This window comes from Comamonas sp. JNW (genome assembly GCF_003105075.1).
In the GTDB taxonomy this organism is placed as follows: Bacteria; Pseudomonadota; Gammaproteobacteria; order Burkholderiales; family Burkholderiaceae_C; genus Comamonas; species Comamonas squillarum.
On the sequence record NZ_QETI01000010.1, the window covers coordinates 52,042 to 69,873 of the forward strand.

Here is a 17,832-nt window from a genome sequence, read left to right on the forward strand (position 1 = left end):
AACAACTTAACAAACCGCATCTTGGTTCGTTGAGGCCTATACGCTACAAACGCAGCTATCCTTTCTCAGCGCATCCTAGAATTTTGGATTGTTCTGCCGATATTGCTGAAGGAGGGAGCCCCATGTCCGTACCGATCCACCCCGCGCTGAGCGCCTGCCTGGGCGCGGCCTTGTGCTTGAGCTGCGCGATGGCCGGGGCCTCCAGCCATGACAGCCAGACCCCCAGCAACCCATCTGCACTGTCGGGCTGGAGCGTTGGCTATTCACCCTATACCTACCACTACTCCAACGCCAAGAAGCAACGTGATTTCGAGCCCGATGACGAGCGGCACAAATATGTGTGGCTGATCAATGCCGAGAAAAAGCTCGACGACCACCAGCTGGCCGGCTTCGCCTATTTCAGCAATTCCTTTGGCCAGCCCAGCCAGTACGCCTATTACGGCTGGCAGTTCCAGCCGCTGTCCAGCTCGCCGCAGCTGTTTGTCAAGCTGACCGGCGGAGTGATCCACGGCTACCGCTTCCCCTACCACCGCAAGATCCCGCTCAACAACAAGAACGGCTGGGGCGTCACCGCCATCCCTGCGGTGGGCTGGAACTACAACGAACACTGGGGCGGCCAGCTCAATGTGCTGGGCAAGTCCGCACTGATGTTTCAGCTGAACTACACGATGCGCTGACCGGCGCAGCGGCCCAGGCCCCAAGCGGGACTCAGGCAGGCAAGGGATAGAGGGGGCAGGAGACCGGGGGCCAGCCACGCGGCCCCAGCGCCTCAGCGGCGTTCCCAGTGCCCGCCCCGCGCTTGCCAGCCGTGGGGGCCGCGCACCCATTCGCGGGGCACCCAGCGGTCTCCATGGTGAGGCGGCGCAGCCCAGCGGCCTTCACGCCAGACATAGCGGCCACCGCTCCAGTCCCAGAAGCCGCCAATCCAGACCTGGGTCGCGATCGGCGCCACCGCAACCGGGGCGGCCTCATAGCGCAGGGGCGGTGGCGCTTCGCTGGACACGACCACGGCCCCGCTATTGCCATAGGCATAGGGCTCGGCCGGTGCGACAACGCAGCCGGTCACCAAGGTGGCGACCGCCAGGGCGCCAGCACACAAAGCGGCCGAACGCTTAGGGATGCGCTGCAAAACCCTCGCCAAGCGGGATGGACGCGGATCGGGATGAGACGCAAGGCGTCTTTTGCAGTCAATAGCCGTAGCTATTGACAAGGAAGACAACGCAGCGGATCGCCCGAGACCGCGTTCAGACCACGGCAGGGAGTTTTGCAGAGGGTCTCTAGAGCTGGGAGTGTGCGACATGGTGTATCTCCAGTCATTGCAAGAACTCCATTGAAGGCGCGCCAGCTTAACGCCCGGTGAGCGGCGCGTAAATCAGCGGTAAAAGCGGGTTCAACCATGCCAGTGAAACGCCGGCCAGCCGCCCATCGCCCACAAAAAAAGCACTGCCGAGGCAGTGCTTTGGTGAGGCGGCCAACCGGGCCTTATTGCACCGGGTTGTTTTGCAGCGCGGCCACACGCTCTTCGATCGGTGGGTGCGAGCTGAACAGCTTGCCCAGGCCGCCGGTGATGCCCATGGCCTGCATGCTTTGCGGCAAGGTGCCAGGGTGCATGCCACCCAGGCGGTGCAGCGCATTGATCATCGGCTGCTTACGGCCCATCAGGCGGGCGGCACCGGCATCGGCGCGGAACTCGCGCTGGCGCGAGAACCAGGCCACGATGATGGCGGCCAGGAAGCCAAAGACGATATCGAGCACGATGGTGGTGATCATGTAGCCAATGCCAGGGCCCGAGCTTTGCTCGTCATTGCGGCGCAGAAAGGAATCGACCGCATAGCCGATGACGCGCGAGAGGAAGACCACAAAGGTGTTCATCACGCCCTGGATCAGCGCCATGGTGACCATGTCACCATTGGCCACGTGGGCCACCTCGTGGCCGATGACAGCCTCGACCTCTTCACGGGTCATGCCTTGCAGCAGCCCAGTCGAGACGGCCACCAGGGCCGAGTTCTTGAAAGCGCCGGTCGCAAACGCGTTGGCCTCGCCCTCATAGATACCGACCTCGGGCATCTGGATGCCGGCCTGGTCGGAGAAGCGACGCACGGTCTCGACAATCCAGGCCTCGTCAGCGCTTTGGGGCTGGTTGATGATCTTGACGCCCATGCTCATCTTGGCGATGGGCTTGCTCATGAGCAAGGAGATGATGGCGCCGCCAAAACCCATGATGAAGGCAAAGCCGAGCAGCGCCCCGAGGTTCAGGCCATTGGCAGTCAGGTAGCGGTTGACACCGAGCAGGCTGGCAACAATGCCCAGCACCACAACCACGGCGATGTTGGTCGCCAGAAAAAGGAACATTCGTTTCATGGGGTCGATTCTCCAAGGAGGGGAACACAGTGCTCGATAGCTGGGGGCAATGTCTTGCGAATTCAAGACCTTACCTCCACTTTATGGCGACGGCGGGTGCTTATGATATTTGTGGCCGTCGGGCCGAGCGAAATACGTCTGGGTCATCGTAGAAGGAAACATGCTGGTTTTCCTGGCACCATCCCGGAACGCCCAGCACCGGCAAGGGCGCGAAGGGCTTGCCCGCCAGGTGCGCAGCGTCCAGAGAATCGGCGATGACCGCGTCGATATTGTCCACCATCGGCCAAGGCTGCGGGGGGCAAAAAACATGCGCGGTGATTGGTTTTCTGGGGCTGATGAGCTTTTCCAGCAGCGCATGGCCGATGACGAGGAGCTGCGCCTGCTGCCACAGTGGCCGCAGCTCGACAAAGAGCCGCTGCCATTGGCGCTGCTGCAGCGCCTGCCACAGCGCTGCGGGCGCCAGCAGCACGGCGCCGTTTTCATCGAACAAGGTCAAGGCATCACGCAAGGGTCCCCGGCTGGCCCCGACGCCGCCCGCTTGCGCAATGGCCTGGGCCTGCAAGGCATTGAGCCGTGCCTTGGTGCGCGCAAAGCGCTGCCAGACCAGGCCGTTGAGCCCGTCATGCATGTGTTCGCGGGTGGGCACGCAGCCGCTGCGGGCGATAAAGCTTTCATAGGCCTCGCTCGCAGGCAGCGCCGACTGCGGCACAAAGCGCCGGCCGCAATCGCCCAGGCGGTTGAGCAGATCGGGCATGGCCAGGCCCTGACCATCCAGCGCGCGGATCTGCAGGCCCAGCGCCCGGTAGGGCTGCAGCCAGGGCGCCTGCCAGTCCAGCGAGGACCAGCCCGGCGCGGGCCGATCCTGTGCAGTGGCCTCGCGGTTATCCACGCATTAAATGATAAAAACGCTCAGTCTGCCAGCTTCCAGGGCAGCGCTTCACCCGAGCGCAGCGGCTTCAAATCCGCCTGGCCAAAGGGGTAGGACTCGGGCGGGGTCCAGGACTCGCGCACCAGCGTGATGCGGTCGGTATTGCGCGGCAGGTTGTAGAAATCCGCGCCATGCAGGCTGGCAAAGCCTTCGAGCTTGTCCAGCGCCCCGACCTTGTCAAAGGCCTCGGCATACATCTCGATAGCGGCATGGGCGCTGTAGCAGCCGGCGCAGCCGGTGGCGTGTTCCTTGAGCTGGGCGGCATGCGGCGCGCTGTCGGTGCCCAGGAAGAACTTGGGGTTGCCGCTGGTGGCCGCCTGCACCAGCGCCAGGCGGTGCTCCTCGCGCTTGAGCACGGGCAGGCAGTAGTAGTGCGGTCGAATGCCACCGGTAAAGATCGCGTTGCGGTTGAACAGCAGATGCTGGGGCGTGATGGTGGCGCCGACAAAGCGGTCGCTCTCGGTCACATACTGGGCCGCTTCGCGCGTGGTGATGTGCTCGAACACGATTTTCAGCTCGGGGAAATCGCGGCGCAGCGGCACCATGTGCTGGTCGATAAAGGCCGCCTCGCGGTCGAACAGGTCCACATCGCTGCCGGTCACCTCACCGTGCACCAAGAGCAACATGCCTTCGCGCTGCATCGCCTCCAGGGTCGGGTAGATCTTGCGGATATCGGTCACGCCATGGTCGCTGTTGGTGGTGGCACCAGCGGGGTAGAGCTTGCAGGCCACAACGCCGGCAGCCTTGGCGCGCACGATCTCCTCGGGGGCGAGTTTGTCCGTCAGGTACAGGGTCATCAGCGGCTCGAACTTCAGGCCCTGGGGGATGGCCGCCACAATGCGCACCTTGTAGGCCTGGGCCAGCTCGGCGGTCGTGACCGGGGGCTTGAGGTTGGGCATGACGATGGCACGGGCAAATTGCCGCGCGGCATGGGCCACGGTGGTGGCTAAGGCGGCGTCATCGCGCAGATGGATGTGCCAGTCGTCGGGTCGGATGATGCTGATGGAAGAGGGTGCGGTGCTCATCCCGCCATTGTCGCACCGGTCATGCCGGCGTCATCACAGTCCACGAGCATTGGATAAAGGTAACTCAATGTTAAGGGTAGGTGCCCATAGAGTACACAGTCTCTATGCGTATCATAGACAGCTGTAGGAATTCTTAATCAAGGACTGTGCAACATGTGGCTAAACCATATTTTTCGCGGCGCTGTGCTGCTGTGCCTTGCCAGCAGCAGCCTGGCTCAGACCCCTTTGCCCGACAGCTGGGACAAGATCCGGGAGGCACAGCGCATCACCGTGGGCTACCGCCCCGACGGCCTGCCTTTTGCCTACGAGATGGGCGAGACCAAGAAACCAGTGGGCTACGCCATCGACATCTGCCAGGCGCTGATTGCCAAGCTCCAGCAGAGCATGGGCCTGGCCAAGCTCGATATCCAGTACCGCGCCATCAATGGCCAGACCCGCTTTACCGACCTGTCCAGCGGCGCCATTGATGTCGATTGCAGCAACACCACCAACACCAAGGACCGGCGCGAGAGCAAGCATGTGTCCTTCAGCCTGCCCTATTACATCGCTGGCGTGCGCATGCTGGTCAAGTCTGACAGCGGCATCAACGAAGTCGATGACCTCTCGGGCAAGCGCGTGATCACCACCAAGGGCACCACGTCGCTGCAGGTGCTCGAGCGCCGCGTGGCCATCAATGGCCTCAAGATCCAGCACAGCGAGTGCCTCACCCATGACGCCTGCTTCAAGGCCGTGCAAGCGGGCACGGCCGATGTCTGGCTGATGGACGACATCCTGCTGGCGGCCCACCGCGCGCAGTCAGACAAGCCCGAGCAGGTCAAGCTGATTGGCAAGCTGATGTCGATCGAGCCGCTGTCGCTGATGATGCGCGACACCGACGTGCGCATGAAGAAGGTCTTCGACGCCGAGATGCGCGTGCTGTCGCAGAACTACGAAATCACGCGCCTGTACAAGAAGTGGTTCGAGTCGCCGCTGCCGGGCAAGAGCTTTGCACTGAACGTGCCGATGTCCTACCTGCTCACCGACATGCTGCGCTTCCCCAGCGACAAGTTCGACAACTGACCGTTCGGGGGCCGCGTTCTGCGGCCCCTGCCCTCCCACCAGCTGCTGAGCCACGGCGCTCACCGCCAAGCCTCCCAGCATGCGTCTGTCCACGGGAGGCCAGCCCCCTCCCCCCATTAACTTTGCCGATAAAAAATGGCCGCATAAGCGGCCATGGTTGGGTGCGAGCTGCGCTGCAATCAGTGCTGCAGGATCTTGCCCAGGAAGTCCTTGGTGCGGGGCTGGCGCGCATCGGGGTTGCCGAAGAAGTCTTCCTTGGAGCAGTCCTCCAGGATCTTTCCGCCCACGTCCATGAAGATCACGCGGCTGGCCACCTTCTTGGCAAAGCCCATTTCGTGCGTCACGCACATCATGGTCATGCCTTCGTGGGCCAGGCCGATCATCACGTCCAGCACTTCGCCAACCATTTCAGGGTCCAGTGCCGAGGTTGGCTCGTCAAACAGCATCACCGAAGGGTCCATCGACAGCGCACGGGCAATGGCCACGCGCTGCTGCTGGCCGCCCGAGAGCTGGCCGGGGAACTTGTCCTTGTGCGCCATCAGGCCCACGCGGTCGAGCATCTTCAGGCCCCGGGCCTTGGCATCGTCGGCGCTGCGGCCCAGCACCTTGATCTGCGCGATCGTCAGGTTCTCGGTCACCGACAGGTGGGGGAACAGCTCGAAATGCTGGAACACCATGCCCACGGTGCTGCGCAGCTTGGGCAGGTCGGTCTTGGGATCGTGGATGGCCGTGCCGTTGACCCAGATCTCGCCCTTCTGGATGGGTTCGAGCGCATTGATCGTCTTGATCAAGGTCGACTTGCCCGAGCCCGAAGGACCGCAGACCACCACCACTTCGCCTTTGGAGATGCTGGTGGAGCAGTCGTTGAGCACCTGGAAGCTGCCATACCACTTGGAGACATTCTTCATTTCAATCATTTGGATATCCTTTGTATTGCCGCATCAGCGAATGATGGCGATCTTCTTGTGCAAACGCTTGACGAACCACGACAGCGTAAAGCAGATGATGAAGTACAGCACAGCAGCGGCCAGATAGGCCTCGACCGGACGGCCGAAATTCTTGCCTGCCACCTCAAAGCCCTTGAGCATGTCGTAGGCGCCGATGGCATAGACCAGCGACGTATCCTGGAACAAGATGATGGTCTGCGTCAGCAGCACCGGCAGCATGTTGCGGAAAGCCTGGGGCAGCACCACCAGACGCATGTTCTGGCCATAGGTCATGCCCACGGCCTGACCGGCATACACCTGGCCACGCGGAATGGACTGGATACCGGCGCGCATGATCTCGGAGAAGTACGCGGCCTCGAACGCCACGAAGGTGATGACCGCTGACATCTCCGCCCCGATGGGCTTGCCGATCAGCAAAGGCACGAGCAGGAAGAACCACAGAATCACCATCACCAGCGGCACCGAACGCATGCCGTTGACATAGATGGTGGCCGGCACCACGAGAATCTTCTTGCCCGACAGGCGCATCAGCGCCAGCAAGGTGCCAAAGAAGATACCACCCAGGGTTGCGACGATGGTCAGCATCACGCTGAACACCAGACCCTTGATGATGAAGTTCTGGATCAGGTCCCAGTTGTAGAACGAAAAATCAAGATTCAAATTCATCTCAGTGACCTCCGGAGCCGCCAGCGGCGATAAAGCCCGGGATGCGGCTCTTCTTTTCAATGAAGGCCATGATGCGGTTGATCACGAATGCCGAGATCATGTACAGCGCGGTCACCGCCAGGTAGACCTCAATGCCGCGAGAAGTTTCCTCTTGCGCCTGCATCGCGAACAAGGTCAGTTCGGCCACCGACACGGCAAAGGCCACGGACGAGTTCTTGAAGATGTTCATCGACTCGCTGGTCAGCGGCGGAATGATGATGCGGTAGGCCATCGGCAGCAGCACATAGCGGTAGTACTGGAAGGTCGTGAAACCCAGCGCCATACCTGCATAGCGCTGGCCACGGGGCAGCGCCAAGATACCGGCACGCAGCTGCTCGGCAATACGCGCCGAGGTGAAAAAGCCCAGCGCCAGCACCACCAGCAGGAACCCAGGCACTTGCTTGAGTGCGGGGAAGATGGCGGGCACGACGTGGTACCACAGGAAAATTTGCACCAGCAGGGGGATGTTTCGGAACAACTCCACCCAGGCATTGCCCAGACGCACCGTCCAGGGCCGGTCAGGCAGGGTACGCAAGGTACCGATGATGGAGCCCACCACCAGCGCGATCACCAGCGCACACAAGGAAACGGAGATAGTCCATCCCCACGCAGACAACAACCAGTCCAGATACGTGACATCGCCGTTTTTACCGAAACAGCCCTGCACGACCTGGCGCTCAATCGTGTCTTCACAAAATACTTGCCAATCCCAATTCATAGGACTACCTCTTTTTTTGTCTTTGTAGCAATGTTTGGTGCCTGGTCGCAACTGACAGAAACCAGTACCAACAAAAACGCCCCCCCAAACCCCAGGCTGGAAGGGCGGTACCTAAATGGTGTGCTTACTTGACTTCGTAGGCTTCCATGGGCTTGTCGTTCGGGTTGGCCCAAGCATCCTTGGTTGCAGCCGACAGCGGCAGGCCCACCTTCACGTTGTTAGGAGGGATAGGTTGCATGAACCACTTGTCGTACAGCTTCTCGAGCGAGCCGTCCTTGATCTGGCGCACGATGGAGTCGTCCACAGCCTTCTTGAAGGCGGTGTCGTCCTTGCGCAGCATGCAGGCGATCGGCTCGACCGACAGCACTTCGCCGACGACCTTGTAGTCAGCAGGTGCCTTGGACTTGGAGATGTTGGCGGCCAGGATGGAGCCGTCCATGATGAAGGCATCGGCGCGGCCAGACTCCAGCATCAGGAAGCTGTCCGCGTGGTCCTTGCCCATGACTTCCTTGAAGGTCAGGCCATCAGCGCGCTTGTTCTTGCGCAGGGTCTGCACCGACGTGGTACCGGTCGTGGTCACGATGGTCTTGCCGTTGAGGTCCTTGATGCCGGTGATGCCGGAGTTGGCCTTCACAGCGATGCGCACTTCTTCCACGTAGGTGGTGAAGGCGAACGCAGCATCCTTTTGGCGCGACTGGTTATTGGTGGTGGAGCCGCACTCCAGATCCACGGTACCGTTTTGCACCAGCGGCACGCGGTTTTGCGAGGTCACGGGCTGGTACTTGATGTCCAGCTTGGCCAGGCCCAGCTGCTTTTGCAGGTCGCTCACGATGTGCTCAGCCATCTCGGTGTGGAAGCCAACATACTTGCCGTTACCCAGCGTGTAGCCCAGGCCCGAAGACTCGCGCACACCCAGGGTGATGCTGCCAGACGACTTGATCTTGGCCAGCGTATCGCCCGCTTGCGCAAACGCGCTACCTGCAGCAACCGCTGCGACCGCAAAAGCCAGCAAATGTTTCTTCATCATCAGACCTCCAGATAAATCAATTAAGTGGTCGACTATGGGCCTCAACAGACGCCAAAGCGACAACTGACACGCTACGTATTGTGCAGTCCGTCCAGATAATGCCAGCAAACTGAGCAGTGCAATTATCCGGAAAATTACCAATGAATTGCTAACAATTCATAGCCTTTTTCGAACAAATCGCGTACATCTAACCAACTGCAACACGAGCAATCCGCAAGCATTGCACAGAAAATTTAAGCCGCATATTAGAAATTACCCTGCAAATCCAATTTATCTATATTCTTATAGATGTCATGGATTATGTGCGGCGTTGCGGGAGACGAGGTAGTCCCACAGGGCCTGCGCGCCAGTCTTGACCGCATCGCTGGACTGGGGCTTTTCCCGGTAGGCGCGCACATCCATTGCCACTTCCCACTGCGCTGAGCTGGGGTAGTCGGCACGCACCAGCTTCTTGGCCTTGAGCTCCTTCTTGGCCGCGCTCTGCGGCAAAAAGGCCAGACCATGCCCTTCCATCGCCATGGCCTTGAGACCTTCGGCCATGTCGGTCTCGTAGACGCGGTCCAGATACGCGGGCTCAGGCGCCTGCTTGAGGGCCAGGTCCGTGACGCGGCTGAGGTAGGCCCCCGGCGCGTAGCCCAAAAACGGCAGCGGCACGTCCGCCGCTCCGGGCAGCAGGAAAAGCGGCAGGCCATCGAGCCCGGGCTTGCAATAAGGCGCCATCACCTCGCGGCCCAGGCTCACCATTTCATAGCGTTGCGGGTCCAGCTGGATGGGCTGGGATTCATGGTGGTAGGCAATGAGCAGGTCGCAGCCGCCCTCGACCAGGCGCATCACCGCATCGTGCACATTGAGCGCGATCAAGCGGCTCTTGAACAGGCCAAAGTCATTGCGCAGGCCCGACACCCAGGTGGGGAAGAAGGTAAAAGCCAGCGTATGCGGAACGGCAAAATCGATGATGTCCTTGCCCGAGGACGAGTGCACACGCAGCATCGCGCGCGTGCTCTGCACCGCCTGCAGGATCTCGATGGCCTGGTTGTACAGCGTCTTGCCCGCGGGCGTCAGCCGCGTCGGGTAGGAGCTGCGGTCCACCAGATCGGCGCCCGCCCAGGACTCCAGCGCCTGAATCCGCCGAGAGAATGCCGGCTGGGTGACATGGCGCAACTGCGCCGACCGGCTGAAACTACGCGTCTCCGCCAGACTCACAAAATCTTCAAGCCACTTGGTTTCCATCCGCGCATTATCCACACGCCAATGGCAGTCCGCTGCAAGTGGGCAGGCCCGATGCCAGGCCGACGCCCGCAACGCAGGCGACTGCAGCGCGCCATCCCCGGGAAATGGATGGCTTGCAAGCCGTTCTTTCAAGGCCATAATCGGGCCCCACTGGCCCACCCGCCAGGCGCGGCGCTGCCGCAGATACCGATCTATCCGATACCAATGGTCCGCTCACAAGGCGGTTTGTGTTTTCCGCATTCACCCTTGGCTCTGCCGAGCCCTCTCGCGACCGGTTGTTATGGCATCACCCTCCCCTCATGCTTCGGGCGGCAGCAGCGCTGCCCCTTCCACCACGCTCCCCAGCGAGCCCGCACCCGCCAAAGGGCTGTGGCTGGAGGACTGGCTCACGGTCGTGATCATGGCGCTGTTGGCGCTCATCACCTTTGCCAACGTCATCGTGCGCTATTTCACCGACGGCTCCTTTGCCTGGACCGAAGAGATCTCGGTGTTCCTGATGATCTTGCTGGCCATGGTGGCTGGCTCGGCCGCGGTGGCGCGCAACCTGCATATCCGCATCGAGTACTTTGCCGAGCGTGGCGACGCGCGCCGGCGCAAGGCCTTTGCCCGCTTTGGCGCGTTGACGGTGGCGCTGCTGTTTGCACTCATTTGCGTGCTCAGCATCCGCGTGGTGGTTGATGACTACCGCTACGAAGAGACCTCGCCGGGCATTGGCGTGCCGCAGTGGTGGTACTCCATCTGGCTGCCGGTGTTCTCGGCGCTGATCACCGTGCGCGCACTGGGCCTGTTCCTGCGCCAGGGCCGGGCCAGCTTCGCCCATGTGTTCTCCGAAGACAGCGACGCTGCCTCCAAGGAGCACGCATGATTGCCACCCTGCTCTTTATCGGCTTTATCGCGCTGATGCTGCTGGGCGTGCCCATTGGCGCTGCGCTGGGCCTGGCCGGCGCCGTCGCCATTGCGCTGGCCAATGCCGACGCGCAATGGTTTGGCCTGCTGGCCATTCCGCAGAACTTCTACGCCGGCCTGGGCAAGTACCCGCTTCTGGCCATTCCGATGTTCGTTCTGGTGGGCTCGATCTTCGACCGCTCCGGCGTGGCGCTGCGGCTGGTCAACTTTGCGATTGCCATCGTTGGACGCGGCCCGGGCATGCTGCCGCTGGTGGCCATTGCCGTGGCCATGTTCCTGGGCGGCATCTCGGGCTCGGGCCCCGCCAATGCGGCAGCAGTAGGCGGCGTGATGATTGCCGCAATGAGCCGCGCTGGCTACCCGGGCAGCTTTTCGGCCAGCGTGGTCGGGGCCGCAGCTGCCACCGATATCCTGATCCCGCCGTCGGTGGCCTTCATCATCTACTCGGTGCTGGTGCCCGGTGCCTCGGTGCCGGCGCTGTTTGCAGCGGGCATGATACCGGGCATTCTGGCGGGCCTGGCGCTGATCGTGCCGGCGGTCTGGATGTCGCGCAAGCACAAGATGGGCGCGCTGGAAGCGAGCCTGCCCCGCCCCGAATTCTGGAAGAGCCTGCGCGAAGCGGCCTGGGGCCTGGCCGCGCCGGTGCTGATCCTGGGCGGCATGCGCATGGGCTGGTTCACGCCGACCGAAGCGGCCGTGGTCGCGGTGTTCTACGGCCTGTTTGTCGGCATGGTCGTGCACCGCACCATCGGTGTGCGCGATCTGTTTCCGATCCTGCGCGAAGCTGGTGAGCTCTCGGCCGTGATCCTGATCGTCGTGTCGCTCGCGGGTATCTTCGCGTTCTCGCTGTCGACCCTGGGCGTGATCGACCCGATCACCAACGCCATCGTCAACTCGGGCCTGGGCGAATGGGGTGTGATGGCCCTGCTGATCCTGATGCTGATCACCGTGGGCATGTTCCTCGACGGCATCTCCATCTTCCTGATCTTTGTGCCGCTGTTGATGCCCATCATGCAGCACTACCACTGGGACCCGGTCTGGTTTGGCGTGATCCTGACCCTGAAGGTGGCGCTGGGCCAGTTCACTCCGCCGCTGGCGGTCAACCTGATGGTCAGCTGCCGCATTGCCGGCGTGCGCATGGAATCGACCGTGCGCTGGGTCGGCTGGATGCTGTTTGCGATGTTCTGCGTGATGGTGCTGGTCATCGCCTTCCCGCAACTCGCACTGTGGCTACCTGCCAAGCTGGGCTACTGATTGGAGCCCGGGTCGGGTACAGGCGCACAGCCCTGCACCCGGCTCCTGGATTTGCAAAGATTTCCCCTTGAACCACCCGGAGACAACACCATGAAAACCCGTCAATTCCTTGCCACTGCCTTGGCTGCTGCTGCGGCGCTGAGCTTTGCCGCGCCCGCCGTGCAAGCCCAGAGCAACTACAAAAGCGAGTACCGCATGTCGCTGGTACTGGGCACGGCCTTCCCCTGGGGCAAGGGCGGCGAGATCTGGGCCAACAAGGTGCGCGAGCGCACGCAGGGCCGAATCAACATCAAGCTCTACCCCGGGGTGTCGCTGGTGCAGGGCGACCAGACGCGCGAGTTTTCGGCACTGCGCCAGGGCGTGATCGACATGGCCGTTGGCTCCACCCTGAACTGGTCGCCTCAGATCAAGGAGCTGAACCTGTTTGCGCTGCCGTTTCTGATGCCCGACTATGCAGCGGCCGACGCGCTGACCCAGGGCGAGCCCGGCAAGCGCCTGTTTGCCCGCCTGGAAAAAGCTGGCGTGGTGCCACTGGCCTGGGGCGAGAACGGCTACCGCGAAATCTCCAACTCCAAGCATGCGATCAAGACCCCTGCCGACATGAAGGGCCTCAAGATCCGCGTAGTCGGCTCGCCGCTGTTTGTCGACACCTTCAGCGCGCTGGGCGCCAACCCCACGCAGATGAGCTGGGCCGATGCGCAGCCGGCGATGGCCAGCGGCGCCGTCGACGGCCAGGAAAACCCGGTGGCTGTCTACCAGGCGGCCAAGCTCAACACTGTGGGCCAGAAGTACCTGACCCTGTGGGGCTACATCAACGACCCGCTGATCTTTGTCGTGAACAAAGACATCTGGGCGAGCTGGAGCAAGGCCGACCAGGACATCGTACGCCAGGCCGCCATCGAAGCCGGCCAGGAAGAGATCGCCATTGCCCGCAAAGGCATGATCGAGGCGGGCAAGCCGCTGGTCAAGGAGCTGAGCGCCAATGGCGTCACCGTCACTGAGCTCAGCGCTGCCGAGCGCGAAGCCTTTGTGAAAGCCACCCGCCCGGTGTATGACAAATGGAAGCAGCAAGTGGGCGCCGACCTGGTGACCGCCGCCGAGAAAGCGATTGCGGCCCGCAAGCAGTAAGAGCAGCACCCTCCAAAAGCAAAACCACCGGGGTTGCGCCGGTGGTTTTTTTGTGGGCGCTGCTACAGAGCACCCCTGCGCACTGGCGCTAACGCCACTGTGTTTATTCGATCTTGAAGCCGGTCGTCTTGACCACCTGCTTCCAGCGGTCGGTCTCGGCCTGGATCTCCTGCGCAAAGCTCTCGGGGCTGGTCTTTACCGGGATGTAGTCGTACTGCTTGAGCTTGGCCAGCACATCGGGCATCTGCATGACCTTGTCGATGTTCTGCGACAGGGCCGCGACGATCTCCTTGGGGGTACCCTTGGGCGCAAGCAAGCCGGCCCAGGAGCTGAACTCCATGTCCTTGATGCCCAGCTCGACCAAGGTCGGCACATCGGGGAAGGACGCGGCGCGCTGGGGCAGCACCACGGCCAAGGCCTTGACCTTGCCGGCCTTGATCATCTCCACGGCAGCAAAGGAGTCGAACGAGAAATCCACCTCGCCGGAGACGACGGCCTGCATCTGCGGACTGGTGCCCTTGTACTGCGCATTGATGATCTGCGGCGCCTTGATCACCTGCTTGAACTGCTCGGTGATCAGGTTAATGATGGCGCTGCCCGACGAGGCCGTCAGCGGCTTGTCCTTGTTTTGCGCCAGCGCGATCAGCTCTTGCAGCGTGTTGGCGGGCAAATCCTTGCGGGCAATGATGATGAAGCCCACCGAGCAGACCTTGGCCACCGGCGCAAAGCTGGCGGCCGCCTCATAGGGCGCCTTGTAGATCACCGGGCTCAGCGTCTGGGCACCCGCGGTATTGAACAGCAAGGTGTATCCATCGGCCTGGGCGCGGGCCACTTCGCCGGTGCCGATCATGCCGTTGGCGCCGCCCCGGTTGTCGATGACAAAGGAGGCCTTCATCAGCTCGCCCATCTTCTGCATCACCAGCCGGGCCACCACATCGGTGGTGCCGCCTGCGGCAAACGGCACAATCACGCGCACGGGCTTGTTGGGATAGGCCGCTTGCGCCTGGGCCCACTGGGGCACGCTGGCGGCGCCCGCAGCGGCGGCGAGGGTGGTGAGGAAATGGCGGCGCGCAATCATGTCCATGCAATGTCTCCTGTGGCTGTCCTATTGTTGTCGGCCCATTGTGGGCAGCACCGCGCGGGCTGTCTAATACTTGCCAGCAATGCCACCATTCGCAGGCGCTATCGCGGCATGGTTGCACAGCGTGGACGGGCTGCTGCCCAGCAGGGGCTCCCGCCTGTCTCCCAGGCGTCTTGGCCAGGGCCCGCGCGGGCCTTGCCACGGCGCCAGCAACTGACGGCCTAACGAGCCGGCCATTAGTGCCGATATCAGCACTGCAACGGAGTCAAGGCATCCGCACGGCAGGGCATCACCGCCCCCCTGGGTGGCGCCCACCTGGCCGCTCATGCCCAAGGCGCTCTTGATAGATTTTTATAATAGTTTTTCTCTACTTTATCTCAAAAAAACATAGCCAATTTATACCCCTGGTAAATATCCTAATCTAGGGTTAACACCAGGGTTAGCTGTCACATATTTGTAAAAGTTCCAAGCTAATTCACATTGATTTCGGAACAATCAGTTTGATTTTTGGCTATTTATCGAAGATAGATACCAATATAAACTTCATTCCATCGTTAAACAAAAGCGGTATGGCCAGCAAACAAGTTGGCCGATACCGCAAAAGACGACGCGAGTCGACCACCAGGCCGAACGCAATCCCAAAGGAAAGAAAAATGAACGCACGTATTTTCGCTATCGCCGCTACTCTCGCCCTGGGTGCTTCCGTTGCCCAAGCCAATCCTTTTGAAGGCGACCAAGCCATCACCCCCCAAGCGGCTGCGACCAGCGCCGTGAGCCGCGCCGATGTGCAAGCCCAGCTGGCTGAAGCCCGCAAGACCAACACGATGATTGCCCAAGGCAACCAGTCGACCGTGAACGCCTACGAACTGGGCAAGGGCCAACTGAGCCGCGCCGAAGTGACCCAGGCTGCCCGCCAAGCGCTGGCCAACGGCTCGATCCTGGAAGGCGAATAAGCTTTTCCCCCTTGCCGGCAGCCACTGAGCCGGTAGGGCATCCACGGGACGGCGCACACACTCACCGCCCCTTGGGAACAGGCCACTGCGATGCAGTGGCCTTTTTTGCGTCTGTGCGTTGGGGCTGCGGTGCTGGCACCCAGCGGCTTCCAGGCCGCTACCAGCGAGCAAGCCGCACAGGTTCTATGATGCGGGAACCTCTCCACGTATCTGTCCTCTCACCGCCAGACAAACAGGTACCACGCGATATGCCCCATGCTTTCCTGCGCCGCTCGATAGGAGCGCTTTTTTTTACACTGCTGGCCCTCGTGCTGAGCGGCACGGCGCTGCATGCCCAGGCCCAGATCAAGCTCCAGATCGGCAGCGGCGCCAGCGCTCCCGCGATGGACACGGCCTCCGGCCCCGCGTCCAGCAGCGTGGTGACCACGCCGCGTGTGCGCGCAGAGCTGGTGGCACTGGCGCCGCAGGGCATCGAGCCGGGCAAAAGCATTGAACTGGGCCTGCTGCTGGACCACCAGCCCGACTGGCATACCTACTGGACCAATCCCGGCGACTCGGGCCTGCCCACGCAGTTGCAATGGCAGCTGCCGCCGGGCTGGGATGCCGGCGAAATCGCCTGGCCCACGCCCCACCCGATTCGGGTCGGTACCCTCGTCAACTACGGCTATGAAGGCCAGGTGCTGCTGCCCGTTACCGTGCAGATCCCCAGCCATTTCTCGGCCGATGCGCGCGATGTGACGGTGCGCCTGCACGCGAACTGGCTGATCTGCCGCGTCGAGTGCATTCCTGAAGAAGGCCAGTTCAGCCTGACCATCCCGACCAAGAGCAGCACCGCGCTGCTGGCGGATAGCTTTGCAAAAGCCCATGCCCAGGCGCCGGTCGCACTGCAAGGCAGCAGCCAGGCCACGGTTGATGGCGAGACGCTGCAGCTGCGCGTCTCCGGCCTGCCCGCTGCTCTGCAGGGCCAGAGCCTGCAGGTACTCAGCGAGAGCCCCGACACCTTGCACCATGCGATGCAGGACGGCAAGGATTTCCACCAGCAATGGCAAGGCGCGGACTGGACGGCCGTGGTGCCGCTGTCGGCCAACCGGGGCCAGACGCCGCAAGACATTCCGCTGGTGCTGACCACCAACCAGCACCGCGCCGTCGATGGCGCCATCGGCTGGCGTACCGTGGCGCCCCTCAGCGGCCAATGGCAGGCCGCTGCCGTGGCCCAGGTCTCACCAGAGCTGGCCGCTGCGCTGGCCAAGAATGCCCAGGCATCCGCCCCCGCCGCGCCGGCCTCTTCGGGCAGCCTGTGGCTGGCGCTGCTGGGCGCGCTCATCGGCGGCCTGATCCTGAACCTGATGCCCTGCGTGTTCCCGATCCTCGCGCTCAAGGTGCTGGGCTTTACCGCGCACGGCAGCCAGCTGCGCGAGCAGCGCCATGCCGGCCTGGCCTATACCGCGGGCGTGGTGCTGTCGTTCCTGGCCCTGGGCGCGCTGCTGCTGGCGCTGCGCTCGGCCGGCCAGCAGCTGGGCTGGGGTTTCCAGCTGCAGTCGCCGCTGGTCATTGCGGCGCTGGCGGCGCTCTTCACCGTGATCGGCCTCAACCTGGCGGGCATGTTCGAGTTTGGCAGCTTTGTACCCAGCAGCTTGGCGGGCAAGCAGGCCAAGAGCCCGATCAGCAATGCCTTTTTGAGCGGCGTGCTGGCCGTGGCCATTGCCTCGCCCTGCACCGCCCCGTTCATGGGCGCGTCGATGGGCCTGGCCGTGAGCCTGCCGGCCGCCGAGGCCCTGCTGGTGTTTGCCGCGCTGGGCGTGGGCATGGCCACCCCCTATCTGCTGGCCAGCTGGATCCCTGCGGTGGTGCGCTGGCTGCCGCGCCCGGGCGCCTGGATGGACACCTTCCGCCGTGCGATGGCCTTTCCGATGTTTGCCACCGTGGTCTGGCTGGTCTGGGTGCTGGGCCAGCAAAGCGGTATCGATGGCGCAGCCACCTTGCTGGCGATGCTGGTGCTGCTGGCCGCGCTCGTCTGGGCGCTGGGCCTGCAAGGGCGCGCGCGCTGGGGCTTTGCGGTGCTGTCGCTGGCCGGTGGCCTCTACCTGGCCACCGCCATGGGCCACAACCTGACCACGCCTGCGCCTGCGCCCGGCCAACAGGCCAGCGGCGCGCTGTGGCAGCCCTGGTCGGCGCAGAAGGTGGGCGAGATCAATGCCACCGGCAAGCCGGTGTTTGTCGATTTCACCGCCGCCTGGTGCGTCACCTGCCAGTACAACAAGCGCACTACCCTGAGCGACAGCCAGGTGCTCGCCGCCTTCGAAGGCAAACAGGTGAGCTTGCTGCGCGCCGACTGGACCCGCCAGGACCCTGCCATCACGCAGGCGCTCAATCAGCTGGGCCGCAGCGGCGTGCCGGTCTATGTGCTGTATGCACCGGGCAAGGCGCCGCAGATCCTGTCCGAGGTGCTGAGCGTCAAGGAAGTGGTGGACGCGATCACACAGCTTTAAGACCTCTCCCAATGAGAAAAG

At 62.6% G+C, this 17,832-nt stretch carries 17 protein-coding genes; 7 read left to right on the plus strand and 10 right to left on the minus strand.

Annotation, left to right across the window (positions count from 1 at the left end):
- Positions 1-122: 122 nt before the first annotated feature.
- Entirely contained in the window at positions 123-677 is a 555-nt protein-coding gene (locus tag DCO45_RS15100) for a hypothetical protein (protein ID WP_116926602.1), read from the plus strand.
- Between the two features lie 92 nt (positions 678-769).
- On the opposite strand, the gene DCO45_RS15105 is transcribed toward DCO45_RS15100, so the two are convergent.
- The 4 genes from DCO45_RS15105 to pyrC all read right to left on the minus strand — a co-directional run bounded on the left by DCO45_RS15105 (position 770) and on the right by pyrC (position 4,314).
- Positions 770-1,120 carry a hypothetical protein gene (locus DCO45_RS15105; RefSeq protein WP_243419378.1) on the minus strand — a complete coding sequence of 117 codons (351 nt, stop codon included), beginning with the start codon at positions 1,118-1,120 and terminating at the stop codon, positions 770-772.
- 362 nt (positions 1,121-1,482) lie between these two features.
- Positions 1,483-2,361 carry a protease HtpX gene (gene htpX / locus DCO45_RS15110; RefSeq protein WP_116926604.1) on the minus strand — a complete coding sequence of 293 codons (879 nt, stop codon included), beginning with the start codon at positions 2,359-2,361 and terminating at the stop codon, positions 1,483-1,485.
- A 100-nt stretch (positions 2,362-2,461) separates the two neighbouring features.
- Positions 2,462-3,250, minus strand: coding sequence for a DUF3025 domain-containing protein (locus tag DCO45_RS15115; protein ID WP_232539520.1), 789 nt, complete (start codon positions 3,248-3,250; stop codon positions 2,462-2,464).
- A gap of 20 nt (positions 3,251-3,270) precedes the next feature.
- On the minus strand, positions 3,271-4,314 hold the full coding sequence (gene pyrC, locus DCO45_RS15120) for a dihydroorotase (RefSeq protein WP_116926605.1): 1,044 nt from the start codon (positions 4,312-4,314) through the stop codon (positions 3,271-3,273).
- Between the two features lie 153 nt (positions 4,315-4,467).
- Here pyrC and DCO45_RS15125 point away from each other — a divergent pair, with 153 nt between their 5' ends.
- Entirely contained in the window at positions 4,468-5,373 is a 906-nt protein-coding gene (locus tag DCO45_RS15125; RefSeq protein WP_116926606.1) for an amino acid ABC transporter substrate-binding protein, read from the plus strand.
- Positions 5,374-5,552: 179 nt separating this feature from the next.
- Here DCO45_RS15125 and DCO45_RS15130 read toward each other — a convergent pair whose 3' ends face one another.
- The 5 genes from DCO45_RS15130 to DCO45_RS15150 all read right to left on the minus strand — a co-directional run bounded on the left by DCO45_RS15130 (position 5,553) and on the right by DCO45_RS15150 (position 10,000).
- Complete coding sequence (locus DCO45_RS15130) at positions 5,553-6,290, minus strand: amino acid ABC transporter ATP-binding protein (protein ID WP_021026656.1); 738 nt, start codon at positions 6,288-6,290, stop codon at positions 5,553-5,555.
- Positions 6,291-6,314: 24 nt separating this feature from the next.
- Positions 6,315-6,986 (minus strand): amino acid ABC transporter permease, encoded by a 672-nt coding sequence (locus tag DCO45_RS15135; RefSeq protein ID WP_021026657.1) that lies wholly within the window; start codon positions 6,984-6,986, stop codon positions 6,315-6,317.
- Between the two features lies 1 nt (position 6,987).
- On the minus strand, positions 6,988-7,743 hold the full coding sequence (locus DCO45_RS15140; RefSeq protein ID WP_021026658.1) for an amino acid ABC transporter permease: 756 nt from the start codon (positions 7,741-7,743) through the stop codon (positions 6,988-6,990).
- Positions 7,744-7,867: 124 nt separating this feature from the next.
- Entirely contained in the window at positions 7,868-8,767 is a 900-nt protein-coding gene (locus tag DCO45_RS15145) for an amino acid ABC transporter substrate-binding protein (RefSeq protein ID WP_116926607.1), read from the minus strand.
- 294 nt (positions 8,768-9,061) lie between these two features.
- Positions 9,062-10,000: a LysR substrate-binding domain-containing protein gene (locus DCO45_RS15150; RefSeq protein WP_116926608.1), complete on the minus strand. Its 939-nt coding sequence runs from the start codon at positions 9,998-10,000 to the stop codon at positions 9,062-9,064.
- A gap of 280 nt (positions 10,001-10,280) precedes the next feature.
- Between DCO45_RS15150 and DCO45_RS15155 the strand changes: the two genes are divergently transcribed.
- From DCO45_RS15155 to DCO45_RS15165, 3 genes are all read left to right on the plus strand, one after another.
- On the plus strand, positions 10,281-10,865 hold the full coding sequence (locus DCO45_RS15155) for a TRAP transporter small permease (RefSeq protein WP_116926609.1): 585 nt from the start codon (positions 10,281-10,283) through the stop codon (positions 10,863-10,865).
- Positions 10,862-12,160: a TRAP transporter large permease gene (locus tag DCO45_RS15160; protein ID WP_021026662.1), complete on the plus strand. Its 1,299-nt coding sequence runs from the start codon at positions 10,862-10,864 to the stop codon at positions 12,158-12,160. The genes DCO45_RS15155 and DCO45_RS15160 overlap by 4 nt, the downstream gene beginning before the upstream one ends.
- Before the next feature lie 90 nt (positions 12,161-12,250).
- Entirely contained in the window at positions 12,251-13,288 is a 1,038-nt protein-coding gene (locus DCO45_RS15165) for a DctP family TRAP transporter solute-binding subunit (RefSeq protein ID WP_116926610.1), read from the plus strand.
- A 103-nt stretch (positions 13,289-13,391) separates the two neighbouring features.
- Here DCO45_RS15165 and DCO45_RS15170 read toward each other — a convergent pair whose 3' ends face one another.
- Complete coding sequence (locus tag DCO45_RS15170) at positions 13,392-14,372, minus strand: tripartite tricarboxylate transporter substrate binding protein (protein ID WP_116926611.1); 981 nt, start codon at positions 14,370-14,372, stop codon at positions 13,392-13,394.
- A gap of 650 nt (positions 14,373-15,022) precedes the next feature.
- Here DCO45_RS15170 and DCO45_RS15175 point away from each other — a divergent pair.
- Together DCO45_RS15175 and DCO45_RS15180 are read left to right on the plus strand one after the other, a co-directional pair.
- Complete coding sequence (locus DCO45_RS15175) at positions 15,023-15,322, plus strand: hypothetical protein (protein WP_116926612.1); 300 nt, start codon at positions 15,023-15,025, stop codon at positions 15,320-15,322.
- A 248-nt stretch (positions 15,323-15,570) separates the two neighbouring features.
- Complete coding sequence (locus DCO45_RS15180) at positions 15,571-17,811, plus strand: thioredoxin family protein (protein WP_116926613.1); 2,241 nt, start codon at positions 15,571-15,573, stop codon at positions 17,809-17,811.
- Positions 17,812-17,832: the final 21 nt, after the last annotated feature.

Excerpts from the sequence above, each read along its gene's own strand:
- DCO45_RS15160 (WP_021026662.1), top strand. The coding sequence starts at position 10,862 with ATGATTGCCACCCTGCTCTTTATCGGCTTTATCGCGCTGATGCTGCTG.
- DCO45_RS15125 (WP_116926606.1), top strand. The coding sequence starts at position 4,468 with ATGTGGCTAAACCATATTTTTCGCGGCGCTGTGCTGCTGTGCCTTGCC.
- DCO45_RS15150 (WP_116926608.1), bottom strand. The coding sequence starts at position 10,000 with ATGGAAACCAAGTGGCTTGAAGATTTTGTGAGTCTGGCGGAGACGCGT.
- DCO45_RS15165 (WP_116926610.1), top strand. The coding sequence starts at position 12,251 with ATGAAAACCCGTCAATTCCTTGCCACTGCCTTGGCTGCTGCTGCGGCG.
- DCO45_RS15130 (WP_021026656.1), bottom strand. The coding sequence starts at position 6,290 with ATGATTGAAATGAAGAATGTCTCCAAGTGGTATGGCAGCTTCCAGGTG.
- DCO45_RS15140 (WP_021026658.1), bottom strand. The coding sequence starts at position 7,743 with ATGAATTGGGATTGGCAAGTATTTTGTGAAGACACGATTGAGCGCCAG.
- DCO45_RS15135 (WP_021026657.1), bottom strand. The coding sequence starts at position 6,986 with ATGAATTTGAATCTTGATTTTTCGTTCTACAACTGGGACCTGATCCAG.
- pyrC (WP_116926605.1), bottom strand. The coding sequence starts at position 4,314 with ATGAGCACCGCACCCTCTTCCATCAGCATCATCCGACCCGACGACTGG.
- DCO45_RS15155 (WP_116926609.1), top strand. The coding sequence starts at position 10,281 with ATGGCATCACCCTCCCCTCATGCTTCGGGCGGCAGCAGCGCTGCCCCT.
- htpX (WP_116926604.1), bottom strand. The coding sequence starts at position 2,361 with ATGAAACGAATGTTCCTTTTTCTGGCGACCAACATCGCCGTGGTTGTG.
- DCO45_RS15100 (WP_116926602.1), top strand. The coding sequence starts at position 123 with ATGTCCGTACCGATCCACCCCGCGCTGAGCGCCTGCCTGGGCGCGGCC.
- DCO45_RS15180 (WP_116926613.1), top strand. The coding sequence starts at position 15,571 with ATGCCCCATGCTTTCCTGCGCCGCTCGATAGGAGCGCTTTTTTTTACA.
- DCO45_RS15175 (WP_116926612.1), top strand. The coding sequence starts at position 15,023 with ATGAACGCACGTATTTTCGCTATCGCCGCTACTCTCGCCCTGGGTGCT.
- DCO45_RS15170 (WP_116926611.1), bottom strand. The coding sequence starts at position 14,372 with ATGGACATGATTGCGCGCCGCCATTTCCTCACCACCCTCGCCGCCGCT.
- DCO45_RS15145 (WP_116926607.1), bottom strand. The coding sequence starts at position 8,767 with ATGAAGAAACATTTGCTGGCTTTTGCGGTCGCAGCGGTTGCTGCAGGT.